Below are 12855 nucleotides of genomic sequence, written 5' to 3'. Positions count from 1 at the left end.
GGCTCCGTTTTTTATCTAATTTCAATACAAAATCTTCACAAAAGCTTCAATATTCAAATACTGTTATTCTAAAGCCTAAGTTGTATTTTAGCAAAAATTACAATCCACATGCAATTTGAAAATTCCCGCACTTTTGCACAGCAATTAGATGCCAAAGATCCATTAGCTAAATATCGTAATGAGTTTATTTTTCCGCAGATAAATAATAAAGATGCGATTTATTTTACTGGTAATTCTTTAGGATTACAACCAAGATCAGCTCAAAATTATGTTAATGATATTATGAGCGATTGGGGAAATTTTGCGGTCGAAGGGCATTTTCAAGCTGAAAAGCCCTGGTGGGATTATCACGAGCGTTTTGCAGAACAACTATCAAAAGTGGTAGGGGCAAAGCCAAAAGAGGTCACGGTAATGAATACGCTTACGGTCAATCTTCATCTTATGATGGTATCTTTTTATCGTCCAACAAAAAAGCGATACAAGATCATTTGTGAAGAAAAAGCTTTCCCAAGCGATCAATATATGATTTCTAGCCAGGTTCGTTTTCATGGATTTGATCCTGAAGATGCTATTGTTGAGCTGAAAAAGCGAGATGGAGAGCATAATTTTAGAACTGAAGATATTCTTGCGAAAATCGAAGAAGTAGGAGAGGAATGTGCTTTGGTTTTAATTGGTGGCGTAAATTATTACACCGGGCAGGTTTTTGATATGAAAACCATTACTGAAGCCGGGCATAAAGTAGGAGCTTTTGTAGGTTGGGATTTAGCGCACGCAGCCGGAAATATAAAATTAGAATTGCACGATTGGGACGTAGATTTTGCAGCCTGGTGCAGTTATAAATACATGAATAGTGGCCCGGGTAGTGCTTCAGGTTGTTTTGTGAATGAAAAATATCATAACCAAAAAGACATTCCGCGTTTTGAGGGTTGGTGGGGCCATAATAAAGATCGAAGGTTTTTAATGGAACCCGAATTTCAGCCAGAAGACGGTGCAAATGCCTGGCAAATAAGTAATGCGCCAGTTTTAGCTTTAGCACCTTATTTAGCTTCATTGCAAATGTTTGACGAGGTTGGGATGGATGCTCTTATTGAAAAAAGAAATAAGATCGTCGCTTATTTGGAGTTTATTTTGCATGAAATCGATAAAGAAGTTGATAGCACTTTTGAAGTGATCACCCCGGCTAACCAGGAAGAACGCGGAACTCAACTATCGGTGTTTTTGCATGGGGAAGGCAAAGAACTTTTTAATTACTTAATGCAGAACGGCGTAATTCCAGATTGGCGAGAACCAAACGTAATACGTCTAGCACCAGCACCTTTTTATTGCTCTTATGAAGATATGTACGAATTTGGGCAAATCTTAAAAAGAGGCATTCTAGAGAAGTGATCTCAAAAGCTTATTACAACTCCGGTAACACTGGTGGTGGAGGCGGAGGAGCAGGAATATTTAAATCAAATATAATCGAATTTATTAGTGGTTTTTGAATTTTAGATTCTAATTCTTCATTGGCTTCAAATAGTTTCTTTAATGTAATTTTTACTTCAGAAATTCTAGCTGAATCTGGATAGTCGATAAAGAATAGATTTTTTCTTGGACGGTCTATATTATAGGAAAGTTGTGAGTCTTTAACGAGCTCATCAATTTTTATATCTAAATGATCGATAGAGAACTTGGTTTTATAATCTTCAAAAATGGAGTCATTATAGATGCTAATAAAATTAGATCTAAAATAACAGCGAATCTCTCGAGAATCAGGACAGGCGTGAAAAGCTACAAGATGATATTGTTTGTTTTCAAGCTTAAATTTTATGGTAGAAAGGTGACCATCACAACTATTCGCATCAAGAATTGATCGTAGATCGCAATAATTATCTAAAGCATCCAAGTCGATAATCGGTAATTTTTGATCCTGCATTTCTAAAAATCGTTTAGAATACAATTTTTCAGTAGGCTCGATATTTTGAAGATTTTCATGCTCAAATTCAGAACAGGAAGTGAAAATGAAAAGTAGTGATAGCGTGATGGAGTAAAGTTTTTTCATGGTAAACTGATTGATAGGATGGTGAAAACAACAATCAGTCCGAAAATTCAGCTAAGATCAATTTCAATAAAAAAAATCCAGCGATTTATATGAAAAGTATAAAGCGCCGGATTTGATATTCGATAAAAATGAAGCCTATTTTATTACAATATCGGTAAAATATAATTGAAAGTTTCCGTCTTCAGATTTGTGCATCTTCGCAATAGGGATTCCCATAAACTCTTCATAATCTTCCCAGGTTGTTGCCATTTGGCGATCACCGCCTGCAGCTTTGTAAACCCATTCTTCGATCATGTGATCGTCTCCGTAGTAAATATCATACGTGTCGCCGGGAGTATAACCACCATCGGTGTTATAAGCAACTTCTAACTTTGTAAGTGTATCGCCACTAATAGGTGCAGCGACTTCTTTTTCTTCCGTAAGCTTGGCGTCGCTCCATACTAATTGATAAGGGAAAAGTAGCCAGTAAGAATCATTAATAAATTTTTGGTCGATACTCACTTTATCTTCAGGAATCGAATCAGTTTTGGTGTATGATTGGGTAATATCGCCTTCTGTCAAGCTAATTTCACTGGTTTTGGTATTCCATTTCCAATGGCGTGAAGAACGAACAGTATCGTTTACTTTTACATTGAAGGTAAATTCAACTTCTGTAGCATCTTTAAACTTATCAAGTCCGTTTGCCATTGCGATAGTATTACCAATGCCATCTTTTTGTTCAGAAGAAGCAACTTCAGTAGTTTCAGAAGTCATTTCAGCATCGCTATTATCGCTTTCAGAATTTTTACAGGAAATGATACTGAGTGCAAGTAAGAGTGGTAAAAATGTTTTTTTCATAATAAAGTGTTTAGCCGTAAGTTCTAAAGGTACAAAACAATTAAATAGCATTAATACTCATGCCACCATCGGCAACGATATTTTGACCTGTGATATAACTAGACTGATCCATCGCAAGAAATGCCGCGATATTTGCCATTTCTGAAGCTTCTGCAACTCGTTTAAGCGGAGTTCTCCTTAGGATAGGTTTCATTCTTTCTTCTTCGGCCAGCAATCCTTTAGTGAGCGGTGTTACTGTAAACCAGGGAGAAACTGCATTAACTCGAATTCCGTCTGCTGCCCATTCTACCGCTAAACTTCTTGTTTGCTGGAGCATTGCCGCTTTAGACATAGCATAAGGCACGCCGGTCCCTACATCTTGCATTGCTGCGGAAGAGGCAATATTTACGATTTTTGAATTGCCTGAAATTTTCAAATACGGATGCAATTTTAAACTGAGTTCAAAAACCGAAAATTGGTTGATCTCGATCACTTTTCTGTATTCATCTTCAGTGTATTCCAGCGCCTTCTTTCTAATATTGATGCCGGCATTATTTACGAGAATATCAAGTTTACCCCATTTTTCTTTTATAGCTGTCACGATCTTATCCTGATCTTCCTTAATAATCGCATCTGCAACTAAGCCTGTTACATCGTAATTTTTCGCCCGTAATTCTTCTTCCAGTTTCAAAATATCTTCTTTATTTCTGGCTGTAAAAATGACGCTGGCGCCTAACCGCGCAAACTCTTCTACGCAAGCTCTTCCGATACCTTTAGAGCCTCCGGTAATTAAGGCGATTTTATTATTTAGATTCCACATAGCATTCAAATTTTGTAGGGTAATATTTATAGTAGACTAAGTTTGTCTTAAGTAATTGATCCTGTTTTTTGAGTAAATATATAAAAAAGAAAACCTCCCAATTTGGGAGGTTTTCGATAGATTCGATTCAATAAAAATTATAACCTGCGTCCTGTTAGTAATCTATAAAGTAATAAAATTACAGCCAGAACTATAAGAATGTGTATAATGCTTCCTAGATCTGGAAAGGCAAAATAACCTACAAGCCATCCAATAATTAACAGGACGATGATTAGCCAAATTATATCTCTCATTTTAGTTGGTTTTTAGTGACTTTTTGGTCACGTTAGTTAATTGCTATTTTGATTTTTTGGTTAGTTAGCAAGGCTTTAAAAGCCTTTATTAACCAGTTAGTTAAATCTAATTTATAGAATAGGTGGTCTGGCTAAAAGCTATTTAACTCGTAATTAACTCGTATGTTAAAAATCTGATGGGTTTTTAATAATTTGGGCTGCTCGCTCTTTAATTTTTGCTATTTCTTTAGCATCTTTTTTTTCCAACAAACTCATCATCATATTCATTCGCTGGTTGTTTTTAAAGAATTCTTTCTTGTCATCTAGAAAATTCCAGTATAGGCTATTAAATGGGCAGGCATCCTCTTCAGTTTTCTTACTCACTTTATAATGGCAACTTTTACAATAGTTACTCATTTTATTTATATAACTACCGCTGGATACATAAGGTTTTGTAGCTACAATGCCGCCATCAGCAAACTGGCTCATTCCGCGGGTATTTGTAATTTCTACCCATTCTATGGCATCGATATAAATTCCCAGATACCAGGCATCAACTTCGTCGGGATGGCATTGGGTAAGTAAAGCATAATTCCCAGTGATCATTAAACGCTGAATATGATGTGCGTAAGCATTATCTAAACTTTGGATGATCGAATGATGCAAACAATTCATTTTGGTATTCCCATCCCAGTAAAATGGAGGTAATTCGTTTTGATTATCTAGTTTATTGCTTCTGCGATATCCTGGCATTTTTAACCAGTAAATACCGCGCATATATTCTCTCCAGCCTAAAATTTGCCGTATAAAACCTTCAACCTGAGAAATATCGATTTCATCTTTATGCTCGTAATAATATCCAACTACAGATTCGATCACCTCCTTTGGACTCAGCATTTTTGAATTCATGCAAAAAGATAATCGAGAATGAAAAAGATAAGCTTGTTCGGTGTGCAAAGCATCCTGGAAATCCCCAAAATGAACGAGTAAATTTTTACAGAAATAATTTAAAACCGAAAGTCCGTCTTCTCTAGAAGTTGGCCAGTTGAAACTTTTCTCATCAATATTACCCATAGTTTTGATGCCGGCCTCTTCAATTTCTTTTACTAAACCTGAAACATCTTTTCTAAAACCACGCTCATGCGGAATTTCAGGTTTTCCCGTCCATTTTTTACGATTCGATTTGTCGAAATTCCATTTTCCACCTTCAGGATCCTTTTTTGTGGCCATCATAATGTCATATTTCTTCCGCATATCACGGTAAAAATATTCCATCGTCATTTGCTTTTTGCCTTTGTAGAATTTTTCCAGATCATCTCGTTGCGTTAAAAAATGCTCTGTATCATAAGCTTCAGATTCGACCGAAAGTGAATCGCAAATTTCCTTTAGTTGTTCATCCAGGCGATATTCATCCGGGAGTTGATATTCGAACTTTTCAATATCATTTTTTTTAATGAGCTGCTTTAAATTTTCAGCCAGATCCTGTTGATTTTCTTTATAGTTGATATGGTAGTAAATGACCTCATGATCCCTTTCTTTAAGATATTCAGCGAAATTCCGCATAGCTAAAAAGAAACCCACTACTTTTTGAATATGATGTACGGTGTAATCTGTCTCCTGACGCATTTCCATCAAGACATAAATGATCTCGTCCTGCTCTTCCTTATACCAACTATGCTGATGGTTTAATTGATCGCCTAAGATTAGCCTTAATTTCTTTAGTTTTTTAGCCATGTATCAATATATTCGTTATTAGGATCGTAACGCTCTGCCTGCTTTTTAATATTGAATTTTCTGTCACGAGGATCGTTACCCACGCCGCTATTGTACATCCAGTTTCCCCAGTTACTGTGCACATCATAATCGATTAAAACACTTTCAAAATAGGCAGCGCCCGCTCGCCAGTCTTGTTTTAATTCTTTCGCCCAAAAGCTATTCACGTTTTGCCGGCCACGATTGCTCATAAAACCGGTTACCGCAATCTCTTTCATATTGGCATTTACAAAATCTTCTTTAGTTTCACCATCGATCCAGCTTTGCAGCTTTTCTTTGCTGAAGTTCCAGTCGAGTTCTTTATTTAAAATTCCGCTTAAAAAGAAGATTGAATTTCCATGTTTTAGGGAAATGTATTTGAAAAAATCTCGCCAGATAAGTTCGAATATTAACCAATAAGTATCTTGATTTTTGATGATTTCCTGCTCAAATTTTTTGATTTCGTGATAAATGCTTACTGCGGAAATACTTCCGTTTGCCAGCCAGGCCGAAAGTTTAGAACTATAATCTTTACCCAACAATCCGTTACGAGTTTGTTTATATTCTGCAAGATTTTTTGTTTTCCAGAAGTAGTGCTTTATTCTTTTCCAGGCTTCATCTTCACCTCCTTTAAAGGGAAAAGCGGTTCTTGGATCCTGCTCAAAATTTTCTAATCCCAGATCTTCAAGATTGGGGATTTTTGAAGTATTTTTTAGAAGATTACTTTCTGGTTTTTGCTGCGGAATTTCAATCTCATCGCGAACATCAACGTATTTTTCGCACTTTTTTCTGAATTCAGTATAAACCTTCGGGATCTTACTAAAATCATCATAAGGAATATCTTCAGGATGAAATAAAAACTGCGTGTAGAAAGATCGAAAATCGATATTTTGAAGCTTATTTTTTAGAGCATCGATAAGCTGTTTTTCTTCTGAAGTCCATTCTTCCTGAAAATAAATGGCTTCAATTTGGTGATCTTCTACAATTTCAGGAATAATTTCTTCTGGCTTTTTATGGAAAGTGAGGAAACTGATGTTTAATTCTGCTAAATTCTGCTGAAGTTGAATAACACTTTCAATCAAAAATTGAGCTCTAAATTTCCCTGTTTTGGGAAATCCGTATGTAGTTTCTTTAAACTTCCTGGGATCAAAACAATAAATAGCGATTACACTTTCATGGTTTTCACAGGCTTTAAAAAGAGCCTCGTTATCTTTTACTCTTAAATTATTTTCAAACCAGATTAATCCTGTACTCATTAATGATACTTCAATTATTTTTCGATTTTGTTCGGCGACATTTTTCGCTGCAATAAATTACATTTTCCCAATTTTTTGCCTATTTCTTTCGCCAGGTAAAAGGCCTGTTGCAAACAGGGCAAATCTTTTCAGGTAAGTTTTCTTTCTTTAGGTTTTTCAATCTTTGGGCTCATTGTTATCAAAAAAACTTTTGATCTCCTGGCCGGGTCTCGCATAATGAAATCGGTCTAAAAGTGCTGGGAGGGCATAAGCATCTAAACCATTTATCGCCACGGTGCCGGCATCTTCTAGTCGCAACCAGCCATCTGGCGTTTGGATGCTTTCATCAAAATAAACATGCTTTATTGCCCCGATCACCAAAGCGGTTCCGTTTTCTTTGATCTGATATTCGTTTACATATTCGCAACCAATTTTGACGGCGCATTGTTTCACATAAGGCGCATAGAATTCATCTAAATATTCCTCTTCGAGTCCGGTTTTTTTGAATTCAGATACTTCCTCTTCGTATTTTGCAGCGGTTTGATGTGCTTTCGCGATCATATCCTGATGAATATGATTTACAGTAAAGTATTTAGTATCTTTTATATTCTTATAGGTATTTCGCGGTACCGTTTCTGGCCGGGTTACAAAACCCAGTAACGCAGGATCGCTTCCTAAATGAGTAACCGAACTAAAAACAGCAACATTGGCTCCTTTTTCTTCAGATTTTGTGGCAATAAGATTAGCACTTTTATAACCAGACAGGCTATTTACCAGGTTTAACCTAAAGATTTTTTCCATGCCTTCAATATCACTGGCGCTAACATGTTTCATGAGAAATTATATTTTGAGGTGAGACTCGATATTCAATAAAAAAGAGGTTAGTTTTTAAACTAACCTCAATTTACAACTCTGTTTTTATACCTGCTGTTAATGGATTTTTAAATTAATCTTGTAATTCCAGCTGGTTAATTTTCATCTCGTAAGCTTCGATGGCTTTGTTTACAGCGTCAATATTATCTGAAGATCGCTGGTGCGCATCTTCCATTGCCTTTTCTAATTCTTTATCAGGATGCTCAAATAAATCTGTGATTACATGATTTATTTTATCGATAATACTTTCCTGACTGTTTTTAATGTCTTCCAGCTTATTTAAAGTGGAACGCATATTATCAATTTTCTCTTGATCCATAATTCTTAAATTTTGAATTGAATTTAAAAGTAGTGGTTTGAATTCTTTAAAATCAATCAATTAACCAATTTTAGTAGGCTTTTAATGAAAGATTATGAATTGTTATGTGAAAATAGAAATCTAAAATAATTCGAGTTTTATCGACAATGCAGTGCGAAATGTTGCATAAATGCTAAAGAATAAGGTCTTTCGCAAAATATCTGTATTTTTGTATTCTAAATTGTATTTGTTTTCCTTACAAAGCAGATCGCGTACTTCAAATTAATTCATGCAACAATCTAAGAATATTGCAATCGTTGGCTCTGGCCTGGTAGGATCTTTACTAGCGGTTTATTTAAGAAAAGCCGGACATCAGGTAACTATTTTTGATCGTAGACCAGATGTTAGAAAAGTAGAATTTTCCGGTAGGTCAATTAACCTGGCAATGTCTAATCGTGGTTGGAGTGCATTACGAAGAATAGGATTAGAAGACGAAATTAGAAAACTGGCACTGCCTTTAGATAAGCGTGCTATGCACGTAAACGAGAAGCCACTTTATTTTCAGAAATACGGAAAAGAAGGCGAAGCGATCTATTCGATTTCCCGCGGAATTTTAAACCGAAAAATGATCGATCTTGCTGAAGAAGCTGGTGCGGTTTTTAAGTTCGAAGAGAAGGTTTGGGATATCGATCTAAAGCAAGCCACAATTTATACCGGCGATTCAGAGACTACACCTTGGACCGAGTATAAATTCGATCTTATTTTTGGCGCAGATGGCGCTTTTTCTCGCGTAAGACATAAAATGCAACGACAAAGCAGGTTCAATTATTCGCAGCATTTTATCGATGTGGCTTATAAAGAACTTACGATTCCTGCAAATCCAGACGGTTCTCATAAACTAGATAATGCTTCTTTTCATATTTGGCCACGTGGTAAATTTATGCTTATTGCGATGCCTAATTTAGATGGAAGTTTTACCTGTACTTTGTTTATGCCTTTTGAAGGTGAAGTTTCTTTTGAAAGTATCGATACTGAAGCCAAAGCTGAAGCTTTTTTCGAAAAATATTTTCCAGATATTAAAGAAGATATCGCTAATTTAAAGAAAGACTTCTTTAAAAATCCAACGAGTGCGATGGTGACGATTAAATGTTTTCCTTGGCGTTATGATGATAAAGTGGCCTTAATTGGAGATTCTGCTCATGCAATTGTACCGTTTTATGGACAGGGAATGAATGCAGGTTTTGAAGATATTTCGGTACTTTTTGATAAGATGGAAACACATGGAGATGATTGGGATAAGATATTTTCTGAATATCAAATTGCCAGAAAGCCTAACGGAGATGCTATCGCTGAATTAAGTTACAGGAACTTTATAGAAATGAGTAGTAAGACAGCGAATCCTATGTTTTTACTTCAGAAAAAAATAGAAAAGAAATTTGCTGAAAATCATCCTGAAGCCTGGGTGCCATTATATTCCCGAGTAACTTTTTCAGATCATTCTTATGCTGAAGCTTTAAAGATAGGCGATAAGCAGGAAAGGATCATGGCTGAGGTTTTACAAATGCCAGATATAGAATCTAATTGGGATAGTCCTGAAGTTGAAGAGCGTATTTTAGAATTACTTGGCGAAAAAGTAACAGTTTAATTTTATTGGCACCGCCAAAGGGTATAATACCCCGAGGCTTGCCTCGCAATTAAAAATTTGTTTCCAACGAATGCCTTGAGGGCTTGCCCTAAGGTAGTTTACTACTCGATTTCTTCCAGTTCTTCTTTAACTTCTAAAGCATCGTAAACCTGCGTCATTGTTCGTTCGTCTTCACTAAGAACGATCAAAATATCATTAGCTTCGATCGCTGTAGTTCCTTTTGGAGTTATAAATTGCTCGTTTCTGGAAATCATGGCAATGATCGCTTTCTTAGGAAAACCAAGTTCTACAATTCGTTTTCCCACCGCATTATTATTTTCTGGAATTAAAATTTCTCGAATTATAGATTTAGCACCATCAGATAAAAAAGTTTCTACCTGGCTTTTTGGTTTTACGCGTTCGGGTAAAGCAACATGCAACCATTTTGCAACTACAGATAAAGTTGTTCCCTGTATAATCACAGAGCTTAGCGATACAAAAAAGACAATATTAAATATAAAGTTTGCTTTGTCTACACCGGCTAGCAGTGGATAAGTAGCGAACACAATAGGAACGGCACCACGTAAACCAACCCAGCTAACATACCATCGACGACGCATTTTCATTTTAAAGAATGATAAGCTTATAAATACTCCAAGTGGTCTTGCAACGAAAATTAGGAATATTGAAATGACTAATCCAATTCCTATTACAGGAACGATCTGGCTAGGATAAACAAGCAATCCAAGGGTAAGGAAAAGTACGATTTGCATTAACCAAGCAAGCCCATCAAACATTTGCATAATGGTTTTTTTGCGGATAAGGTTTTGGTTGCCTAAATACACTCCGCTTAGATAAACCGCTAAAAAGCCATTACCGCCCATAAAGTTTGTGGCTGAAAATACAATGAACATCAGCGCGATCGCGAGTACAGGATATAATCCGTCGAAATCTAACTTAATTTTATTGATTACAACTTTACAGAGTTTCCCAAAAATGAATCCCAATAATCCGCCAATTAAGATCTGCTGAATAAAAAGTGGGATAATACTCCAAATACTTTGCTCTGGATTTAAAACCAGGCCTAGAAAAGCGATGGTGAGAAAGTATGCCATTGGGTCGTTACTACCACTTTCCAGCTCTAATGTTGGTCTTAAATGTGATTTTAAAGCCAGGTTTTTAGATCTTAAAATCGAAAATACGGCAGCGGCATCTGTAGAGGAAACAATAGCACCAAGTAACAAGCCTTCGTAAATAGAAAAATCTGTTATCGCCCAAACAAAAGTTCCTACACCAAGAGCTGTAAATAAAACTCCGACTGTAGAAAGAGAAATTCCCTGCCAAACTACTGGCTTAATACTTTTCCAGTTGGTGTCTAATCCCCCTGAAAATAAAATGAAGTTTAAAGATGCAATTCCGATAAACTGAGCGATCTCTGGATCGTTAAAATAAATACCACCAATACCTTCACTACCAGCTAGAATCCCTACAGAAAGAAATAAAACCAGCGTTGGTACACCAAATCTATAAGAGGTTTTACCAGCAAGAATACTAATAAAGAGTAGGAGAGAACCTACTAAAAGAATGTTCTCTATAGTGATGCTCATTAGGGGCTACAATTTTTTTACTAAAATACACTTTTAGTCAATAATCGATATTGAAATGATCTAATGCTTCGGCCAAAATCAAAAAAAAGAACCCGAAATTATCGAATTTCGGGTTCTCCTCAAATTAATATAAATTTTAATGAGCGTTTTCTTTTAGTAGCTCTGGAAATTTTTTCTTGAATCGATTAATTCTTGGGATCGATACACTTTGAATGTATGGATTTTCAGGATGATATTTCTCATAATCTTGGTGATAATCTTCGGCTACCCAGAATTTTTGAAATGGCAAAACTTCAGCAGCGATTGGACTGTCGTAGTTCTTAGCAACTTCAGCTTTTACTTTTTCTATAGTCTTTTTTTGTGCTTCATTTTGATAAAAAACGATCGATCTGTATTGCGAACCACGATCTGGTCCCTGCCCGTTTACCTGTGTAGGATTTTGCGAACCAAAATAAACCTGCACTAAAGTTTCAAAACTTACGACCTCTGGATCGTAAATAACTTCTACACTTTCAGCATGGCCCGTTCTTCCGGTATTACTTTGTTCGTAAGTTGGATTTTTAGTGTGACCACCAGAGTAGCCAGAGATTGCTTCATCTACTCCTTTTACACTTTCGTAAACAGCTTCAACACACCAAAAGCATCCACTGGCAAAGTAAGCTTTTTTTAATCCATTTTCTGCAGGAACTTCAACAGGTTCAGCATTTGCGATTTCAGGTTTTGTGGCTGGATTGTTTTGGGCATTATTTCCGCAGGCAAAAAGAACTAGGCAAACGGCAGTTAAAATAAATGATCTCATTTTTTAATTAGCTTTTTGTAAAGTTTCCTTCTAATGTTTTCTTTCCAAAGATCGCATAATCTGTTGCCAGTTGTCCATCGATCTTAAAACCTAACCAATCAAGTTTTAGGCCAGTTTTTGTAGGTTCTAGGCTGGCAATAGGTTCGTCTTTAGAAAAATCTTCCCATGGCAGATCTTCGTTGGTATTTTTTGAAGACGGACTCACATAAAAGGCATCGTAACCGCTGGCTGTTTTCTCGAACCTAACATTAATATACATACGGTCTGGCTGAAGACAAAACTCTGAATTTCCCGTTAGGCTAACTTCTACACAGTAGCAATTGCAGGCTTCATCCATTTCACCTTGCTTGGTGTATCTTCCCGAGATTTCCCCGGCAGCGCTATTGGTTTTAGAAGTATCTACAGGTTCTTCAAGATTATCGATATTATCATAACGATTAATGTCGCTTTCTTGATCTACTTCTCGTTCGTTGCTTTCAACCTCAACTTCAGGATCTGAAGAATTTTCAGAGGTTTCTTTATTTTCATTTCTACAGGCAAAAGCAAGTAAAGCGAATACGATTATAACAGTTTTCTTTATCATAATTTTTTGTGTTAGTTGCTTAGTAAAGTTAAGTTTTTAAGCTCGCTTTATTGTGAAATCCTTGTTAATCAATATTCTTGCTTTTTTTGATGATTAAGTTAAGACATAAAAAAACTGCTTAGAAATATCGAATAT

At 36.1% G+C, this 12855-nt stretch carries 13 protein-coding genes and 1 pseudogene; 2 read left to right on the top strand and 12 right to left on the bottom strand.

Going from position 1 to position 12855, the window contains the following annotated elements; genetic code table 11:
- The first annotated feature begins 108 nt into the window (after positions 1-108).
- Entirely contained in the window at positions 109-1386 is a 1278-nt protein-coding gene (gene kynU / locus BM201_RS12090; RefSeq protein WP_092543002.1) for a kynureninase, read from the top strand.
- Between the two features lie 13 nt (positions 1387-1399).
- Here the strand turns inward: kynU and BM201_RS12085 are convergent, their stop codons facing one another.
- From BM201_RS12085 to BM201_RS12045, 9 genes and pseudogenes are all read right to left on the bottom strand, one after another.
- Positions 1400-2041, bottom strand: coding sequence for a hypothetical protein (locus BM201_RS12085; RefSeq protein WP_092543000.1), 642 nt, complete (start codon positions 2039-2041; stop codon positions 1400-1402).
- Positions 2042-2176: 135 nt separating this feature from the next.
- Positions 2177-2878: a hypothetical protein gene (locus BM201_RS12080; protein WP_092543293.1), complete on the bottom strand. Its 702-nt coding sequence runs from the start codon at positions 2876-2878 to the stop codon at positions 2177-2179.
- A 40-nt stretch (positions 2879-2918) separates the two neighbouring features.
- Complete coding sequence (locus BM201_RS12075; protein ID WP_092542998.1) at positions 2919-3677, bottom strand: SDR family oxidoreductase; 759 nt, start codon at positions 3675-3677, stop codon at positions 2919-2921.
- Positions 3678-3814: 137 nt separating this feature from the next.
- Positions 3815-3970, bottom strand: a complete 156-nt coding sequence (locus tag BM201_RS18010) for a lmo0937 family membrane protein (RefSeq protein WP_139219220.1) — start codon at positions 3968-3970, stop codon at positions 3815-3817.
- Between the two features lie 165 nt (positions 3971-4135).
- On the bottom strand, positions 4136-5683 hold the full coding sequence (locus BM201_RS12070) for a cryptochrome/photolyase family protein (RefSeq protein WP_092543289.1): 1548 nt from the start codon (positions 5681-5683) through the stop codon (positions 4136-4138).
- The gene (locus BM201_RS12065; protein ID WP_092542996.1) at positions 5668-6957 is read right to left on the bottom strand and encodes a DASH family cryptochrome; all 1290 of its coding nucleotides are present in this window, start codon (positions 6955-6957) and stop codon (positions 5668-5670) included. Before BM201_RS12065 ends, BM201_RS12070 begins: the two co-directional genes overlap by 16 nt.
- 82 nt (positions 6958-7039) lie before the next feature.
- Positions 7040-7117, bottom strand: a pseudogene (locus BM201_RS12055) (DUF2256 domain-containing protein); the annotation flags it as partial.
- Positions 7114-7770, bottom strand: coding sequence for a flavin reductase family protein (locus tag BM201_RS12050; protein WP_092542992.1), 657 nt, complete (start codon positions 7768-7770; stop codon positions 7114-7116). The pseudogene BM201_RS12055 and the gene BM201_RS12050, both read right to left, overlap by 4 nt.
- Before the next feature lie 112 nt (positions 7771-7882).
- Positions 7883-8128, bottom strand: a complete 246-nt coding sequence (locus tag BM201_RS12045) for a hypothetical protein (RefSeq protein ID WP_092543287.1) — start codon at positions 8126-8128, stop codon at positions 7883-7885.
- Between the two features lie 268 nt (positions 8129-8396).
- Between BM201_RS12045 and BM201_RS12040 the strand changes: the two genes are divergently transcribed.
- Complete coding sequence (locus BM201_RS12040) at positions 8397-9752, top strand: FAD-dependent oxidoreductase (protein WP_092542990.1); 1356 nt, start codon at positions 8397-8399, stop codon at positions 9750-9752.
- A gap of 101 nt (positions 9753-9853) precedes the next feature.
- Here the strand turns inward: BM201_RS12040 and BM201_RS12035 are convergent, their stop codons facing one another.
- The 3 genes from BM201_RS12035 to BM201_RS12025 form a co-directional block, all read right to left on the bottom strand.
- Positions 9854-11338, bottom strand: a complete 1485-nt coding sequence (locus BM201_RS12035; RefSeq protein WP_092542988.1) for a potassium/proton antiporter — start codon at positions 11336-11338, stop codon at positions 9854-9856.
- A gap of 136 nt (positions 11339-11474) precedes the next feature.
- Positions 11475-12137, bottom strand: a complete 663-nt coding sequence (gene msrA, locus BM201_RS12030; RefSeq protein WP_092542986.1) for a peptide-methionine (S)-S-oxide reductase MsrA — start codon at positions 12135-12137, stop codon at positions 11475-11477.
- A 7-nt stretch (positions 12138-12144) separates the two neighbouring features.
- Positions 12145-12720 carry a hypothetical protein gene (locus tag BM201_RS12025; RefSeq protein ID WP_092542984.1) on the bottom strand — a complete coding sequence of 192 codons (576 nt, stop codon included), beginning with the start codon at positions 12718-12720 and terminating at the stop codon, positions 12145-12147.
- Positions 12721-12855 lie beyond the last annotated feature (135 nt).

Source organism: Zunongwangia mangrovi, from assembly GCF_900112105.1.
GTDB lineage: Bacteria > Bacteroidota > Bacteroidia > Flavobacteriales > Flavobacteriaceae > Zunongwangia > Zunongwangia mangrovi.
The sequence above is the reverse complement of the archived record's forward strand: the minus strand, read 5'-3'. Positions and strand labels throughout refer to the sequence as shown.